Genomic DNA, 17,505 nt, shown 5'->3' on the forward strand with positions numbered 1-17,505 from the left:
GGAACAATTTCTATTACAAATAAGTGACTGGAAGAGCCGGGGCCGGCCAAAATCCAATGCATATTCATAGATGAGGAGGAAAACGGTTGAAAGCAGTAAACGCTTCCCATATCCAGGAGATCAAATCCATCGTCAAAACCGGAAGGGTACTGACGGACGAAAGCGACAGGTACAGCTATTCGTTTGACGCTTCCTTCGGCACGTATTTGCCGGATGTCGTTATCCAGACGCAAAGCGTCGAGGAGCTGATCGGGCTGGTTAAGCTGGCTAACCGCGAAGGCGTCCCGATATATCCGCGCGGGCAGGCGACCAGCTTAAGCGGGGGACCGCTTCCGGTGAAAGGCGGCATGGTGCTCGATTTGTCCGTGATGAATCAGGTGCTGGAGATTCACGAGGAGGACTTGGTCGCCGTCGTGTCGCCGGGAGTACTGACCGCGAGCATTCATCAAGCAGCCGAGCAGAAGGGCTTGATGTACCCGCCCGATCCGAGCAGCTCTCATGTATCGACGATCGGCGGCAATTTGGCGGAAAATTCGGGCGGTCCGCGCGGCTTGAAGTACGGGGTGACCAAGGATTACGTCATCGGGCTCGAAGTGATTACGCCGCAGGGCGAGCTGATTCGGACCGGCGGCTGGACCGTGAAGAACGTCACGGGGTACGATCTGACCAAGCTGATCGTCGGCTCCGAAGGCACGCTGGGGATTATTACGCGAGCGTACTTGCGCCTCATCCCCAAGCCGCCCGCCTCGGAGACGGTGATGGCGATCTTCGACAGCCTTATCGATGCGGGGAGCGCGATATCGAAAATTTTGACCTCGGGCATACTGCCTGCCAAAATGGAGCTGATGGATCAAGCATCCATGGTCGCCGTGGAAAACTACGAGCCGTCGGGCCTGCCGAAAGACGCCGAGGCGATGATTATGATCGAGCTGGACGGTCATCCGTCTGCCGTTAAGGACGAGGCCGAGCAAGTATCCAAGGTATGCGGCGAGGCCGGGGCTAGAGAGGTGCGGATTCCCCGGACGCAAATCGAGAAAGACGAGGTGTGGAAGGCGAGGAAGCTCGTCTCTCCCGCGATTGTCCGAATCAAGCCGACCAAAATTTCCGAAGACGCCACCGTTCCGCGCAGTAAAATCCCGGAAATGTGCCGCCGGCTTCAACAGATCAAGGCGAAGTATAACATTGAGCTGGTCGTTTTCGGCCATGCGGGGGACGGCAACCTTCATCCGAATATTTTGGCGGATAAGTCGGACCGGGAGGAAATGCGGCGGGTGGAGCAGGCGGTCGCGGAAATCTTTGAAGCGGCCGTCCAGCTCGGTGGCACCTTGTCCGGAGAGCACGGCATCGGCACGATGAAGGCTCCTTTCATGGAGATGGAGCTGGGAGCGGCCGGGCTTGACATGATGAAGCGGATTAAAGAAGCGTGGGACCCGAATCATATTATGAATCCCGGTAAAATTTTTCCCGAGCCGGGACAAAAGCTGGTGTTGAGCGAATGAACGAACAGCTTGTGGCGCTGCGCCGAGAACTGAAATACGAGAAGACGGACGCGTGCGTGCAGTGCGGATATTGTTTGCCGGCCTGTCCGACCTACGCGACGATGGGGAAGGAAACGCATTCTCCGCGGGGGCGCATCAACCTGGTGAAGATGGCGGGCGAAGGAAAAATTACGGATCTTTCCGTCATCGAGGAACCGCTCGACTTGTGCCTCGGCTGCCGCGCCTGCGAAACGGCATGCCCTACAGGAGTGGAGTACGGCGCGATATTGGAGGCGGCACGGGCGGCGATTGTGCGGCGCAAGTCGTATTCCCTGCCGGTGCGGATACTGCGGTACACGCTGTTCAAAAAGGTGTTTCCGAGCCGCCTGGCGATGAATCTCATCGGAAACGGCAAATGGCTGTATGAGAAGAGCGGTCTGCAAGCCGTCGCCAGAAAAAGCGGCGTCATGAGCAGGCTGCCCGCACATCTGGGCGAATTCGAAGCGGCGACGCCGCCTGCGGTGTCCCCGAGAGAACGGCGGAATCTCCCGCGGTTTACTGCGGCCAAAGGAAAACGGAAGTTTACGGTTGCGTTTTTCTCCGGCTGCGTGATGGATGCGATGTTCAGAAACATTAACGAGCTGTCCGTTAAGCTGCTGGCGGAAGCGGGCTGCGACGTCGTCGTGATCGATGACCAGACGTGCTGCGGGGCGCTGCATGCCCATTCCGGAGAATTGGACGAAAGCAAATCGCTCGCGCGAAGAAATATCGCCGCTTTTGAACGCGCTTTTGAATGGGGAGAGGCGGACTATATCGTGAACAACGCCGGCGGCTGCGGCGCGATGCTAGCCGAGTACGACCATTTGCTTGCCGACGACCCGCAGTGGTCGGAGAGGGCGAAGCGGTTCGCGGCGAAATCGAAGGACATTTCCCAGCTGCTCGTATGGTGCGGCGGCGTCCTTGTCGCGGATCATCCGCCGGAGAAGGTGACCTACCAGCGTTCTTGCCATATGACCAACGTTCTGAAAGTAACCCAAGAACCGCTTGAGCTGATCCGCAGCGTTCCGAATGTCGAGCTGATCGAAATGAAAGAGGCGGAGATGTGCTGCGGCTCGGCGGGAATTTATAATATCGTCCATTACGAGGCCTCTATTGACATTTTGGACCGGAAAATGGAGCATGTAACCGGCACGAAGGCCGCCGCGGTCATTACCACGAATCCCGGATGCTTGCTGCAAATGAAATTAGGCATTGAAAGAGCCGGTTTATCCGGTTCTGTGCGTGCGCTCCATCTGGTCGAATATATTGCGGAAGCGGCGGGAATTTCCTGAGCTGCTTTCGCGGCCAGACGATTGCAATGATCCCGAGTTCGCTTAAAATATAGACATACGTTGATTAAAATCAGCAAGTGCGGTTGTAAAGAACGGATTTTTTTCCAAATTTTCGCCATGCCGGGTATTCTCCTTGTTATAATGAATAGGGGCGGACAAAGCTCACACCGAAAAGCTGAGGAGGTTTACGGATGAAAACAATGGATAAATGGACGCACGCCGGCTCATTGGAAGCGCTTAAGCAGCAGCGGTCTATTGTTATTAAAGGCGGGATCGCCGTATTTTATCACGAAGATAACGTGTACGCGGTAGATAATCGCTGTCCGCATCTTGGCTTTCCTCTCCATATGGGCAGCCTTTGCGAAGGCATATTGACATGCCATTGGCATCATGCGCGGTTTGACGTATGCAGCGGCGGTACGCTTGATCCTTGGGCGGACGATGTTTCCTCGCATGAAGTGTTATGCGCAGACGGGGAGATTTGGGTCAACCCGCTTCCCAAGAACGCGTATAACCGGGAGAAATATATGGCACGGCTCCAGGAGGGACTGGAGCAGAATATAGGAATCGTCATCGCCAAGGCTGTCGTAGGCCTCATGGAATCCGGCGTGGCTGCGCCGGAAATAGCGCGGGCCGGGATTGCTTTCGGCGTGCAGTACGGGACGGGCTGGGGGGCTGACTTAACGATTCTGACCGCGATGACCCGCATATTGCCGAAGCTGGACAAGGACTCTCAAATCCTCGCCCTCTATCATGGGCTGCATCAAGTGGCCGGAAATCGCTCCAGCCGCGCGGAACGCCATCTATTGACGCCGCTGCCGGCCAGCGAAGTGAGCGAAGAACGGCTGATTGCCTGGTATCGGAATTGTCTGGAGGTTAGAGACACCCAAGGCGCCCAGAGAGTGCTGCTGACGGCCATACGCCGGGGCTTCACGCATGAGCGCATCATGGAAATGATGCTGCTGGCGGTAACGGATCATTTTTATTTGGACGGCGGCCATACGCTCGATTTTCATAACAAAGCTTTCGAAGCGCTCGCCTTGGCCGATCCTTCGGAGCAAGAACGCATTCTTACATCGCTGGTGCCTCTGCTCGGCAATCCGACGCGGAGTGAAGAGCTGCATCAATGGCAATCCCCGGTCAACCTGGTCGAGCCGCTTAAGCAGGCATTTCTCTCTCTTGAACAGCTGAATTCGCTTCATGACGCCAGAGCGTTAAGCCAGGAAGAAGAAGAACGATTGCTGAAGCTGCTGCTTGGCGATCAGCCGCTGGAGACGATCCAGGCTATAACCGATTTGCTGACGGACGGCTGTTCCCCGGTGCAAATCGCTCAATTCGTTGCTCTTGCGGCTGCGGAACGCATTTGCCGGTTTCATACCCAAAACGATTTCGGCGATTGGATTGCCGTACTGCATACGTTCACTTATGCGCATGCGGTACATGAGATTTTGAACCGGAGCCGGCATCCGCTGCTCCTTCGCGCGGTTTATTACGGCGCCGTAAGTCTCTACCTGGACCGGTTCTTGAACGTACCTGCCGCGCCCAAGCCTAAACCGAAAGCAGGCATAGACCCGCTGAACGCCTCGGGCTTGCTGGATATTATGGATAAGCGTCAGCAGGTTAACGAAGCTTTCGATTGGGTCGCCGGTTTCTTGCAGGCGGGCGGAGAGCCATCTAAACTGATCAACGCGCTCGGTCACGCCTTATTGAGGGAAGACGCCGAATTTCATTCCTTCCAAATGCTTGAAGCCGCTATTGCCGAATATGAACGGTGGGATTCCGCGAGCGGGGAGTCGGCCGAACGGGCCAAACAAACGCTATTGTTCGCAGCTACCCGTTACTTGGCCGCTCATGCCCCGACTCCCCGGGATCTGCCGCGCAATGCGAAGATCGCCTGGCGATTGCACAAGGGAGAGAAATTATTCGAAGAGTCTTGAGCAAGGGGATATAGATGAACGCATGCGCAGCAATCAGTCCGGGTTAAATACGCCGGTATTTGCCGCTCCGGTATTCATAAGAGGCGCGCCGGTACCGGCGTGCTTCTTTACTTGCCGATCGCCGATGGAAGGACGTCTTGCAGCTAGAGAATAGGCGATGCCGGCCATTCGTCAGAGCGATCTCTCCAGCATGACTCCAACTTGTTTGGCCATAACTTGCGGCGGATGCGGCATGCCGTTTTTGATCCACCATTCAATGACGCCGACATAAGCGGTTCCGGCATATTGCAGCATAACCTCTTCGCTTAAATCGGCATTTTTGCCGCTTTCTCTATCTATCTCGCCTTTGAATCCTTCCGTAATATAATCGAGAAGCCGCGTTCGAAACGAAGGAGCCCCTTTACTCGCCAACATGGTCGAAAAGAATAAATAGTTTTTCTCGAAGTATTCAAAAAAGGGCAAAAGACCGCTGTACCAATCCAGCTTGCAAGCCCATTCACCCATTTCCCTTAACTCGTTAATATGCGTCTCTATGAGCTTATCCAATAAATCGAATTTGTCCTGATAATGAAGATAAATCGTCCCGCGGTTAATATTTGCCCGATCGGCAATGTCCTGAATGGTAATTTCATCGAAATTTTTTTCCGTCATCAATTCAATCACCGCTTTTTTCATAGCTTCTTGCGATTTCAGAATTCTCCGATCCACTTTTGCCATCGTACATATCCCCCAAGCTTTCATATAGAAAATAAACGTCTTGCTTTAATAATAATAAACGTAAGTTGATTAATCAAATATATTTCGATAACCATAAGCTGTTGTTTTTATAGTGAGGATAAGGGGGACGGAGGGAAGATGCGGGACTTCCGGAAAATATTCCGGAGGTTTCTGTGGTATGGTACAATATACTTGAAATGCTTGCCAAGCAAGATAGCAAGGCACTCATCGCTTTTTTATATGATCCGAGCAAAAGGAAGGAATATGCAATTATGGAACAATGGGAATATAGAACGCTGAAGTTTTTCACCAAAGGTTTTTTTACCGGAGGAAAGCTGGATGTAGAAGAATTCGACAACGAACTCAATGCGATGGGATCAAACGGGTGGGAGCTGGTATCATGTTTTGACACGAGCCAACACCAAGGGTCTTCAAAGGAAGTCATCTGCGTGTTCAAAAGAAAAAAATAAGCAGACTGCATCAAAATAGGCAAATGGGAGGCTGAGACCCGCCCGTTTGTCTTTTTTTGCAGGAAAAAAATGTAAGTAATTCGTTGCCATGCTGCTGCAGGACACTTGCCTTTCGGCGGCTTTTTTACGGACATATGCAATAAATTTTTTTTATAAAATGGTTACAACAACCTTAAATACTATGTTATTCTAAATGTCAATGGGTCGGTACGAACGAACGATACGGGTTTGCGATTCCAATTTCTCATCACGGAGAGATCACAAGCACATGGGGAAAAAGAATTTATCCATACGCACGAAGTTGATTGCTTTGTTTATATTTTTTGTATGTATTCCTTTGCTCGTGTTCGGGAAGCTATGGTACGATAAATCCACATTATCGATAGAGCGCACGGCGGTTGATTTTAACGAGCAGATCGTGAAGCAGGTCAACGAGCATTTGAACGCTTATTTTATGGATTTGGAACGGACGACGTTTCCGCTTATTACGCATCCGCTGATCCGGGACTTTATGAAGCTGACCCCGGATCAATCGTTCGAGCGGTTTATGATGACGAGAAAAATTCAAGACGAGCTTTTGCAGCAGGTCGTGTTCGGACGTCCGGAAATTTATTCGTTCAGCATTTTTTCCGACGAAGGGATTTCCGTTTCCAGCTCGGGCTCGTCTTTATCGGAGAAAGACTACCGGAGATTTTTGGACATGCCGGCTACTAAAAACTATTCCGTTGTAGGGATTCGCTGGCATGATAACATTCCGCTCTTGACGATTACCCGCAAGTTCAAGGATGCGTCCGAATATAAGACGAACGGCGTTTTGATCATCGATTTGCGGTTAAATGAAATATCCAGAATTGTCGATCAGATTCAGATCGGCCAAACCGGATTCCTCTGGATTGCCGATGCCAAAGGGCAGGTGATATACCATCCGGATAAGTCGATGCGTGGCGCTTCGGTACCCGATTGGTATTCCGAGCAAATTCAACACCTCGAGCAAGGCGCTTTTATTCATTCCGAGCACTCCTCGAAAGATCTGGTCGTATTTAATAAGTCTCCTTACACGGATTGGACTATCGTTTCGCAGGTTCCCATTCATGAATTGACCGCCGAGCTGCTGTCCTTGCGCAATGTGACCATATGGGGAGGGCTTATTTTTGCATCCGTTGTCATCCTGGTTATCGGGGGCTTCTCGCTTTCGCTTACGAATGCGCTTTCCAAGCTGGAACGGCTGATGAGACAAGCGGAAAACGGCAACCTGAGCGTCACGGCCCCCGAGCATCGGGGCAATGAAATCGGCAATCTGTATCACGGGTTTAATAAAATGGTCCGCGAGCTGCGCAGATTGATCGAAGAGGTGCATACGTCCCAGATCAGGGAGAGGGAATTGGTTATCAAACAGAGGGAATCGGCGCTGCAAGCGCTTCAATCCCAAGTAAACCCTCATTTCCTGTATAACACGTTGGAAATGATCAATTCCTACGCCATTGTCGAAGGAGTGATGCCGATCAGCCGAATGGCTACGGCGCTTGCCGATTTGTTCCGCTTCAGCATCGGCGATTCGATGCAGGTTATCTCGCTTAAGGGCGAGATCGGACATGTTTGGACGTATCTGGAAATTCAAAAGGAGCGTTTCCCTTATTTGCACATCGAGATGCATATCGACGAAGAAGCGATCTCGCATGTACAAGCGGTGCGGTTATCCCTTCAGCCTCTTGTCGAGAACTGCTTTCGCCACGGTTACGAGAAGCATCGGCTTAAACCGGCTTATATAGGCATTGCCGGGGAATGGAGCGATGACCGCTACCTGCTCAGGATCATAGACAAAGGAAAAGGAATGGACCGGGAGACGATGGACAGCTATAACCGTTTTTTTCTGAAGGAAGAATCCGAGCCGGCGATGAAGGATGGGGAGGATGAAGTATCGACAAAGATCGGACTTCGCAATGTGCACCAGCGGATCAGGCTGTTGTTCGGCGCTCCATACGGCCTTCAAGTGCTGCAATCTGACGAGCTCGGGAGCGTTATCCAGGTCATACTGCCGGCTGCCGCCGGGAAGATGCATGAGACGGGAGAGCTGGCCTAATGTATAAAGTGTTAATTGTCGACGACGAGTACATGATTAAGAAAAGCTTGCACAAGCTGATTTCGGAAACGGGCAGCGGCTTTACGGTAGCCGGAGCGGCGGAGGACGGGCGGGAAGCATTGGAGCTGGCCTTGCAGAACCCGCCCGACTTGATCGTTACGGATATCAGCATGCCGGTCATGGACGGGCTGGAGCTGATCAGGGAATGCAGAGTACGCGGTCTGCCGTGCGAGATTGTCATCCTATCCGGTTACGGGGAGTTCGAGTATGCGAGGCAGGCTCTGCAATCCGAAGTTGCCGATTATTTGTTGAAACCGATTCGGCCGGAGCAGCTGGATCAGGTTTTGCGGAAAATCCGCGGCAAGCTGGACGCTAAAGCCAGAATGGCCTCCGAAAGAAGCAGCTGGCTGTGGTACTGTAAAACGTCCGGGCAGCGGATAGCCGACCTGATCTGGGACTTGAACGAAAAACAAATTCAGATCGAGCTGGCCGGCATTTATGTTCAATGTACGGAACAAGCGGCCGATCCGGCTCAGTTTAAGCATCTATGCTATGAGCTGCTGCTGTTTATAGGGAAGGAGCTGCAGAAATATACGCTGCTTGAGCCGAGCGGCGAAGATTTCAACCGGTTCCAGGAAGCATTCGGGCAGCTTGAAGCATGGCGTTTGCTGGAAGACGGCGTTAGCGCGCATGTGCGGAGCGTCCAGGCCAAGCGGAATCACGGCGCTTTTCACGTAATCAAACAGGCCGTGGCTTACGTCGAGGAGCATTACATGGACGAGGAACTGTCGCTGCAAACGATCGCCGGACAGATGAACATGTCTTTATCCTACGCGAGCCAGTCGTTCAAGGATGCGGTGGGAGTAAGCTTCGTGCAATATTTGACCCGTCTGCGCATGGAGAAAGCGAAGGAGCTGCTTCATAACTCGAGCTGCAAAACGTACGAAGCGGCCCAAGCGGTAGGCTACAGCGATTATCCCCATTTTACGAGAACCTTCAAGAAGCATTTCGGATATAGCCCAAGAGAGTATAGAAAAAGAATCGGCGTTGAATAGAACCTTGAGCAGCTTCAAGGTTTTTTCATTTGGCCGCAATCTGCAGAAGCCGCAGAAAAAAACGCAGGTTTTCTAAAGAAACGGCATGTACGGTTTGCATGAAAGCGCTTATGATCTTCTTATCCGGATGATTCGACAGATGAGGTGGTAATATGATTAGGAAATCGATTGTATGGAAAAATTGGCAAGTCTACTCGATGATTTTGCCGGGAGTGTTATTTTTCGTTATATTCCGTTACATCCCGATTGCCGGGAATGTAATCGCTTTCCAGGATTACAATGTGTTCTCAGGAGTGACGGGCAGTCCGTTTGTCGGTTTGAAGCATTTTGAACATTTGTTTGCGTACCCCGAATTTTCGCGGATTTTGCGCAATACGCTTTTGATCAGCCTGTATCAGCTCATATTCGGATTTTCGGCGCCCATTATTCTTTCGCTGCTGTTGAACGAAGTGCGAAAAATGATGTTTAAACGAGTCGTTCCGAACTTGATCCGCTCTCAAATGAAGACCGCTCTGGAGCTTCACCGCAGCCTTTACAAAGAGCAGCTGATGGACAACGAAATATTCGTGCAGCAGGGCAAAGATTGGGATGCGAAAATTAAAGGCGCAGCAAGAGTCGGCATGTGGGTCCATGACCCGAGCTATCCGGATAAATGGCAGTCGGAGGTCAGACAGACCGAGCCTTCGTCCTCGCTCATCAATATCCCGGCGCCGGTCGGTCCCGACGGCAAAGGAGGGACAGGTCTCAGCTCATCTGTAGGCAATGTGTGGGCCATCCCTAAATCGAATAAAAATCCTGAAGCGGCGATTAAGTTTCTGGATTGGTTTTACTCCGATGAAGCCCAAAAATTTCTGGATTATGGCTTGGAGAACGAGGATTATACGGTGGAAAACTCGAAGATCCAATATAAATATGCAACTACCGTGGATGCAATCAATAAAGAAAACATGCACTTAATGTTTCTGCGTCTTGTCGGGCCGTCCTATCTGGCCAACGAGGAATTTATGAAGGGCCGCAAGGATTCCGATTTGATCTTGAACGCGCTGAGTGTCGCTAAAAATGAAGGACGCGTCAACGATGGCGTCGGTATGCCGATAACGCCGACCATGCTGTCGAAGCCGGAGCTGGGCAAAAACGGCCTGTGGATGGAGATGGCGGCAAAAATTATTACCGGCAAAGAACCGATCGACAGCTTTGATAAGTTTGTAGAGGATTGGAAGAAGCGTGGCGGAGATCAAATTATTAAAGAAGCTACCGAATGGTACAACTCGAAAAATAAAAAATAATCAAGAGCTTACAGTGAAAGGAATGAAGAGCGATGAATGTTGAGCATTGCGAAAGATCGGAGAGCGGCAAACCGATCACCGTCGTTATTGTAGGGGCAGGACACCGCAGTCTGCTGTATGCTTCCTATGCGAAGAAGCATCCGGACGAGCTGCAAGTAACGGGCGTCGTAGAGCCGGACCCGGAGCGCAGGAAGCTGACGGCCAAACAATTTGGCCTGAATGACAGCTGCTGCTTTGAAACGGTGGAGCAGCTGGCAAGCGCGCCCAAACTGGCGGACGCGGTCATTAACGGAACCATGGACGATCTCCATGTGCAAACGACCCTTCCGCTGCTGAAGGCCGGCTATGACGTTCTTCTCGAAAAGCCGATTGCTACGTCGGAGCAGGAAATGCTGCAGCTGTATCAGACGGCAACCCAATATGGACGAACCGTCATGATCTGTCATGTGCTGCGGTACGCTCCGTTCTACAGAGCGATCCGCGAAGCCGTCTCCTCCGGGGAAATCGGCGACATTGTAAATATCCAAACCGCCGAGCATGTAAGCTATCATCATATGGCGGTATCCTTCATTCGGGGGAAATGGAATTCGGTAGAGAAATGCAAGTCGTCCATGCTGATGGCCAAATGCTGTCATGATCTGGATATTATTTCCTGGATGGTTGGCGACAAGCCAAGCAAGGTAAGCAGCTTCGGCGGGCTGCTGCAGTTTAAGCCGGCAAACGCGCCTCATGGCGCAGGCAAGCGCTGCTTGGTCGACTGTCAAATAGAGGAAAGCTGCATCTATTCCGCGCGCAAGCATTATATCGATCAAGGGCGATGGGGCTTTTATGTATGGGATAATTCGTACTTGGGATCGGAGCCGAGCCTGGAGCAGCGCATCGAATCGCTGCGGACGGACAATCCGTACGGCCGATGCGTATGGCATTGCGACAACGATGTAGTGGACCATCAGTCGGTCATCATTGAGTTCGACAACGGCTGTACGGCGAGCCACAATATGGTAGGAGCAACCTCCAGGCCATGCCGCACCATTCACATCATCGGCACGAAGGGAGAAATAACCGGCGTTTTGGAGGACGGCAGCTTTGTCATCCGGCATCCCGATCCGCGCAAAGGACACGAGTATTCGGAAAAACGGGTTGAGGTGCCGGTTACGAACGACAGCCACGGCGGCGGAGATTTATTGCTAGTAGCCGATTTCGTGAGAGTTCTGCGAGGGGAAGCGCCGTCGATTTCCTCTACCTCTTTGGAAAAATCGATTTACGGGCATCAGATCGGATTTGCCGGCGAGCATTCGCGCCTGGAAGGCAGAATGATAGAAATCGGCGGCATAGAAGCGGTGAAACAAGGTAAATAAGATAAGGTAAACAAATAAGATAAGGTAAACAAAGGGCTATCCTTCTGCCATTCATGGCGTAGGGATAGCTCTTAGTCTTTTTCTAGAAATATATACATCGTTAATCAGATACGCGAAGGAACTTTGCGGCCGGGCGATCGGGTCTCGTCTGAAAGCGAATTGATGAATCAGTATCATGTGAGCAGTATTACGGCAAAGAATGCCTTGACAAGCTTGGCGGACCAGGGAATTGTTGTCAGAGTCCAGGGCAAAGGAACCTTCGTATCGGATAATGACATTACGAATCAAATACTGGGTAAAAACAATAAGTACGCCGCTTCTATCGAAGATCGATCGAAAAATTCAGAGGAATCGGCGTCTATGGCATGATCATTTTTCCGACTCTTGATGAAAAGTATAATGAAGCGCTTTTAAGACTTAAGCTTTGAAACAGTTGTCTTTATTGAACAAAGCAGAAATGACAACCTTTGACGAAGTCGGTCTACCGGATGTTCATTTTATCAAGCAAAATTATAAGGAAATGGGCAGGCAAGCCGTACAATCTTTGCTTTCTCAAATCAATGGGAAAAGCGTTGTCAAACATATTGTGGTTCCCGTTCAGTGCCATCTCAAGCCTGGAACTACATCGAAATATTTTCCAAAGGGGGAGCCGGAATCTATTTCTTGAACAGTTTGATTGTCTCCGTCGCAACTACCGTCGGGGCGGTATTGTTGGCAACGATGGCGGGTTACGGGTTCTCAAGATATAACTTCAAAGGCAAATATACCGCATTATACACAGTCATCATTGTTCGGATGATTCCCGGCCTTGTCTATACGATTCCTTTCTATATTATTTATCAGAATGTGGGTCTCCTGAATTCTTTGACCGGGCTGCTGATCAGCTACATTACCTTTTCGCTGCCGTTGGCCATTTGGCTGTTCATGGGATTTTACGATCAAATTCCGACGGAAGTATTTGAGTCTGCGATCATTGACGGGTGTAACGATTACGGTGTATTTCGGCATATTGCCTTTAAATTGGTTTTACCCGGAATTGTGGTAGCCTCCATCTTGATTTTCCTTGGCGCGTCTATCAAGAGGATACGCCATTTGGCTCGCTTGCCTCAGCTGGAACGATGCGTCTGGCCATAATCGGAGATTTGCATTTTTTCGATCATCAGTTGGTACAAGGGAATGAAGAGCTGTTATTGGCTAAAGAACGATTTTATGAAAATTTTTTGGAAATATTCTTTGAAATGGAAGCGGATGTACACATCTCCCTTGGGGATTTGACTCACATGGGGTTGGAGGAAGAATTTGAACATGTTTATCGGCATATTCGTAATTCCGGCGTATCGTTTCGCCATATATTAGGCAACCACGATGCCTATGAATTACCTAAAAGTAAAATTCAATCATTGATGGATCACCCGTTGAACGATGTATTGGAAACCGAAGATGCCCTATTCGTGTTTGTCGATTCGACCAGGGAAATGGACCCGCAAGATTACAGCGGTCATTTTAAGGCGGACCAATTGGACTGGCTGGAAACGCAAATGCATGCTTCTCCGTCAAAACCGATCTTCGTGTTTGCCCATCATCCCCTATATAACACGACAGCTACGTCAACGGATGAAAAGATGCATATGGATCTGGCCATTGATATGCGCGCTATTTTACGACAAAGACAGGGAACCGGCTTTTACTTCAACGACCACAATCACGTGCACTCCATCGCAAGGGAAGAACAGTGGAGCTTTATTCAAACTGCAGCGTGCATGTGCCATCCTTCCATACGCCTCGTGGAGATCGATAAGTCTGAAGTCCGCACCCGAGTAGTGGCTGTTGAGGATAGAGAGATAGTAGAAGCTGCGCGGATTCTGTACGATAAGCTGCCTCAATATCATCGGCCATTACAGGCACAGGGGCAAGAAGCAGATCGGGACCAAATCATGCTGCTGTAAAAGTATTACATGATTGCGATTGATCGCAGAGCGATGCCGCTCCTATTCCTTACGGGGAACAGGGGTGGTTTTTTTAGTTTCGGCTGTTCAGAAATTGTTCAGATGGGTGTGTTAGGATGTATCGGATTCTTTCAGATGTGAACAAAAGGGTACTGTGAAGACGGCCGCTCCTGAAAATTGAAAATAATAGAAAAAGAGGTATCGTATGAGATTCACCATCGGTAATAAAATATTAACTGGTTTTTTAGCTATAGCGCTTCTTCTAGGACTGATAAGTACTCTGTCTCATTATTATTTGGAAAAAGTAGACAATTCATATAGCGATTTGGTTGATAGGCGGGAAAAAATCTTATCCAATTCCAAAGATATGAGGGCGGAGACGCTCCAGCAGATGAGCAGTTTACGGGATTATCTGTTAAGCCCGAATCAAGATGGATTAGACAGGTTCAATCAAGCGCATAACAACCTGACAGAGCTTATGAATTCCACTTTGAAGATGGTAAAGCGCGACGTAGACAAAGACAACATTAACAAGCTATACGAGCTTAATCAACAATTCAAACAAGATGCCGACCAAGTTATTGCTTTAATGGGGACCAATAAGGAAGCTGCGGCAAAGGCCGCCTCAGATGTGATTCAGATTGGCCGCGACATAGAGAGCCGAGCTAAAGAAATTGCCGACGGGCAGCAGCAGCTTGTGGATGAGGGTAGCGCAGAAAACTCGGCATTGGTCGCATCCGTTAAGAAAGTCATTGCGGTTATTAGTGTCATTGCGTTCCTAATGGCCGTGTTAATTGGCTTCGTTATTTCCCGATTCATATCCAAACCCATTGTTTTCATCGCAAATGCGGCGAAACAAATCGCTCTGGGCGATCTGACACTGAATCAAATTAAAGCGCGAACTCGGGATGAAGTCGGTGATTTAGCCGATTCCTTCAACCAAATGGTTCGTAACCTTCGTGAACTCATCGCTCAAACCGCTGCCGGCGCCGAACATGTGGCCGCTTCTTCGGAAGAACTGACAGCGAGCGCCCAACAGACGAACGTTGCTGCTGAACAAATTGCCTCGGCCATTCAGGAGGTCGCCGCCGGGTCGGACAAACAAGTTCAAAGTGTCAAAGAAAGTGTACACATAGTCAATGAAATGTCCGTAGGCGCACAACAAATTGCTGTCAATGCGCATAGTGTCTCATCGTCTGCCTCGGATGCCGCCGAAAAGTCATTGGAAGGCAATCATGCCATTCAACGCGTCATTGATCAAATGAGCTCTATACATCAAACAATTGAAGAGCTGTCGGAAGTCATTCATGGATTGGAAACACGATCCCAAGATATTGGGGACATTGTAAAAATGATTTCAGACATAGCGGCACAAACGAATTTGCTGGCATTAAACGCCTCCATTGAAGCATCGCGCGCAGGAGAGCAAGGGAGAGGCTTTGCGGTAGTAGCAAGTGAAATTCGCAAGCTTGCCGAACAATCGTCGAAATCTTCCGATCAGATTACCGGCCTTGTATCCGTGATCCAACAAGACACACACGCGGCTATGCAATCAATGCGGTCGAGCATTAAAGAAGTAGACGAAGGCATTCTCGTGGTCCATACGGCAGGAACATCGTTTCAGCATATCGACCGGTCGGTGCAAAAGGTGCTGACTCAAATTCAAGAAGTAGCGGCAGCTGCGGAGCAAATGTATGCTAGCACGGACCATGTCAGCAACTCCATGATCTTTATTTCCAATACAGTCGAGGAATCCGCACTGGGAATCCAGCAAGCCTCCGCTTCTACGGAGGAGCAATTGGCTTCCATGGAAGAGGTGTTCTCCTCCGCTGCTTCCTTATCCCAAATGGCCGAGCAATTACAAAATCAGATTGCCAGGTTTAGAGTTTAGCGGGCCTGGTGCAGCGCTATGTGTTCGGAAATAGCGCCGTCGGATGAAGCGACGGGCGCAGCTTGCCTATACATTCACAAAGACGGTAACAGCTTCGCGAGCGAGACTGTTACCGTCTTTGTTCGTTAGACGTTATTCAACCGTCAGCCAATGCGGCCAATAACGGCGCGAGGGACTGTCGATATAGGAGATCTTGCTCAGCCTTTGATCCCGGTTGTGGCGATGCCTTCCACAAAATATTTTTGTGCGAAGAAGAAGACAAGCACGCACGGGATGACCGCCACGACGGACATCGCCAGCACCTGGTTCCATGGCGTGCTGGCCGAGTTGTCCAGCGCCATCCGCAGGCCGAGCGAGACCGTAAACTTTTTCACGCTCGTAATATAAATCAACGAGTTGAAGAAATCGTTCCATGTCCATATGAACTGGAAGATGCCCGCGGAGATCAGGGCCGGCCCCGACAGCGGGAGCAGGATGCGGACCAAAATCATGAACGAGTTGCAGCCGTCCATCTTGGCCGACTCGTCAAGCTCCCTCGGCAAGCCTCTGAAAAACTGCACAATCATAAAGATGAAAAACGCGTGAGTGGCGAGCAGAGCCGGCATTATAAACGGCAGGTAGCTGTTAAGCCAACCGAAGTTTTTGAACATAATATATTTCGGAATAATAACAACCGCATTTGGCAGCATCAAGGTGGACAGCATCAATGAAAACAAAAGCTTTTTCAGCGGAAAATGGAACCGGGCAAACCCGTAAGCCACCACCGTCGTCGAAATAATCGTGAAAACGACCGTCGGAATGACCATCTTGAACGTGTTGATAAAGAACAGGCCGAATGTGTATTGTCCCGAGCCTTTCCAGCCGTTGATGTAGCCTGACCAGTTAAAGCTGCTCGGCAGCAGGTTCAGCGAGCCGAAAATTTCCTCGTTCGTTTTGAACGACGCGCTAAACAGCCAGATCAGCGGATATATCATGGCCAGACCGAACAAGCACATAAAAATAAACGTAATGGACTTTCGCAATGTTTCCGAACTCATCGTTGGTCGCCTCCATCTTCATAATGGGCCCAGTAGGAGGAAGATCTGAAGACAAGCGCAGTCAATGCGAGAATGATCGCAAACAGCACCCATGACAAAGCAGATGCATAGCCCATTTTCAAAAATTTAAAACCTTCGTCGTACAGCTTCATACCGAACAGGTAAGTGGAGTGGAGCGGTCCGCCGTCAGGTAAAATAACGAACGCGCCGGTAAATTCCTGGAACGCGTTGACGATTTGCATGACCAGATTAAACAGCAGGATCGGTGTGATCAAAGGCAGCGTCACGGAGAAAAACATTCTGAGCTTCGAGGCGCCTTCCACGCGTCCCACCTCGTACAACTCGCCCGGCACTTGCTTCAGCCCCGCAAGGAACAGCACCATCGAGGAGCCGAACTGCCACACATTGAGCATCGAGATCGTAAACAGCGCAGTGCTCGGTTCTCCCAGCCAGTTGACCGGCGGAATATGAAAAAACGAAGTGAACTGATTGACGATCCCTTCTTTCATGAACAAAAATCTCCAGAGCACCGCTACGGCAACGCTGCCTCCGAGAATGGAAGGCAAGTAGTACACGGTTCGGAAAAAGTTGACGCTGCGCATCTTGACCGTCAGGACGACGGCGACGAACAAAGCGAATGCCAGCTTGAGGGGAACCGCGATCAGGGCGTAAATGAGCGTAACCTGCAGCGTCTTATAAAAGGTTTCGTCCTGGGTGAAAATCGTCATGTAGTTTTTCAATCCGACAAATTTCGGCGGGTTGATCAGATCGAAGGAAGTGAACGAATAGTACAACGATGCAATGAAAGGGTACAGTTCCAGGAGCGCAAAGCCGATGATCCAAGGGCTGATGTAAAGCAAGCCGATATACTGGTAATTCTTTTTTACTTTCACCTATCATCATCCTTACGTATACGGTT

At 50.3% G+C, this 17,505-nt stretch carries 16 protein-coding genes; 13 read left to right on the forward strand and 3 right to left on the reverse strand.

Going from position 1 to position 17,505, the window contains the following annotated elements; all coding sequences use genetic code 11:
• Positions 1-86: 86 nt before the first annotated feature.
• The 3 genes from N0M98_RS06770 (at position 87) to N0M98_RS06780 (ending at position 4,746) form a co-directional block, all read left to right on the forward strand.
• The gene (locus N0M98_RS06770; protein WP_259617341.1) at positions 87-1,499 is read left to right on the forward strand and encodes an FAD-binding oxidoreductase; all 1,413 of its coding nucleotides are present in this window, start codon (positions 87-89) and stop codon (positions 1,497-1,499) included.
• Positions 1,496-2,809 (forward strand): (Fe-S)-binding protein, encoded by a 1,314-nt coding sequence (locus N0M98_RS06775; protein ID WP_259617342.1) that lies wholly within the window; start codon positions 1,496-1,498, stop codon positions 2,807-2,809. The genes N0M98_RS06770 and N0M98_RS06775 overlap by 4 nt, the downstream gene beginning before the upstream one ends.
• A 191-nt stretch (positions 2,810-3,000) precedes the next feature.
• Complete coding sequence (locus tag N0M98_RS06780; RefSeq protein WP_310943262.1) at positions 3,001-4,746, forward strand: Rieske (2Fe-2S) protein; 1,746 nt, start codon at positions 3,001-3,003, stop codon at positions 4,744-4,746.
• 171 nt (positions 4,747-4,917) lie between these two features.
• Here N0M98_RS06780 and N0M98_RS06785 read toward each other — a convergent pair whose 3' ends face one another.
• The gene (locus N0M98_RS06785; RefSeq protein ID WP_259617343.1) at positions 4,918-5,463 is read right to left on the reverse strand and encodes a TetR/AcrR family transcriptional regulator; all 546 of its coding nucleotides are present in this window, start codon (positions 5,461-5,463) and stop codon (positions 4,918-4,920) included.
• 173 nt (positions 5,464-5,636) lie between these two features.
• Here N0M98_RS06785 and N0M98_RS06790 point away from each other — a divergent pair, with 173 nt between their 5' ends.
• The 10 genes from N0M98_RS06790 (at position 5,637) to N0M98_RS06835 (ending at position 15,549) form a co-directional block, all read left to right on the forward strand.
• Positions 5,637-5,933 carry a DUF4177 domain-containing protein gene (locus tag N0M98_RS06790; protein ID WP_259617344.1) on the forward strand — a complete coding sequence of 99 codons (297 nt, stop codon included), beginning with the start codon at positions 5,637-5,639 and terminating at the stop codon, positions 5,931-5,933.
• 268 nt (positions 5,934-6,201) lie between these two features.
• A complete protein-coding gene (locus N0M98_RS06795; RefSeq protein ID WP_259617345.1) occupies positions 6,202-8,013 on the forward strand; it encodes a sensor histidine kinase in 1,812 nt (603 codons plus the stop codon).
• Complete coding sequence (locus N0M98_RS06800) at positions 8,013-9,068, forward strand: response regulator transcription factor (protein ID WP_259617346.1); 1,056 nt, start codon at positions 8,013-8,015, stop codon at positions 9,066-9,068. Before N0M98_RS06795 ends, N0M98_RS06800 begins: the two co-directional genes overlap by 1 nt.
• A gap of 152 nt (positions 9,069-9,220) precedes the next feature.
• The gene (locus N0M98_RS06805; RefSeq protein ID WP_259617347.1) at positions 9,221-10,354 is read left to right on the forward strand and encodes an extracellular solute-binding protein; all 1,134 of its coding nucleotides are present in this window, start codon (positions 9,221-9,223) and stop codon (positions 10,352-10,354) included.
• 32 nt (positions 10,355-10,386) lie between these two features.
• Positions 10,387-11,712, forward strand: coding sequence for a Gfo/Idh/MocA family protein (locus N0M98_RS06810; RefSeq protein ID WP_259617348.1), 1,326 nt, complete (start codon positions 10,387-10,389; stop codon positions 11,710-11,712).
• 108 nt (positions 11,713-11,820) lie between these two features.
• Positions 11,821-12,081: a GntR family transcriptional regulator gene (locus N0M98_RS06815; protein ID WP_259617367.1), complete on the forward strand. Its 261-nt coding sequence runs from the start codon at positions 11,821-11,823 to the stop codon at positions 12,079-12,081.
• Positions 12,082-12,154: 73 nt separating this feature from the next.
• Positions 12,155-12,379, forward strand: coding sequence for a hypothetical protein (locus tag N0M98_RS06820; RefSeq protein ID WP_259617349.1), 225 nt, complete (start codon positions 12,155-12,157; stop codon positions 12,377-12,379).
• Positions 12,376-12,846 carry a carbohydrate ABC transporter permease gene (locus N0M98_RS06825; protein WP_249863933.1) on the forward strand — a complete coding sequence of 157 codons (471 nt, stop codon included), beginning with the start codon at positions 12,376-12,378 and terminating at the stop codon, positions 12,844-12,846. The genes N0M98_RS06820 and N0M98_RS06825 overlap by 4 nt, the downstream gene beginning before the upstream one ends.
• A complete protein-coding gene (locus tag N0M98_RS06830; RefSeq protein ID WP_259617350.1) occupies positions 12,831-13,658 on the forward strand; it encodes a metallophosphoesterase family protein in 828 nt (275 codons plus the stop codon). The genes N0M98_RS06825 and N0M98_RS06830 overlap by 16 nt, the downstream gene beginning before the upstream one ends.
• A 205-nt stretch (positions 13,659-13,863) precedes the next feature.
• Positions 13,864-15,549 (forward strand): methyl-accepting chemotaxis protein, encoded by a 1,686-nt coding sequence (locus N0M98_RS06835; RefSeq protein WP_259617351.1) that lies wholly within the window; start codon positions 13,864-13,866, stop codon positions 15,547-15,549.
• Between the two features lie 197 nt (positions 15,550-15,746).
• Here N0M98_RS06835 and N0M98_RS06840 read toward each other — a convergent pair whose 3' ends face one another.
• Positions 15,747-16,586, reverse strand: a complete 840-nt coding sequence (locus tag N0M98_RS06840) for a carbohydrate ABC transporter permease (RefSeq protein ID WP_259617352.1) — start codon at positions 16,584-16,586, stop codon at positions 15,747-15,749.
• Positions 16,583-17,479, reverse strand: a complete 897-nt coding sequence (locus N0M98_RS06845; RefSeq protein ID WP_259617353.1) for a carbohydrate ABC transporter permease — start codon at positions 17,477-17,479, stop codon at positions 16,583-16,585. The genes N0M98_RS06840 and N0M98_RS06845 overlap by 4 nt, the downstream gene beginning before the upstream one ends.
• Positions 17,480-17,505: the final 26 nt, after the last annotated feature.

It is taken from the genome of Paenibacillus doosanensis (genome assembly GCF_025060755.1).
Taxonomy (GTDB): domain Bacteria; phylum Bacillota; class Bacilli; order Paenibacillales; family NBRC-103111; genus Paenibacillus_S; species Paenibacillus_S doosanensis.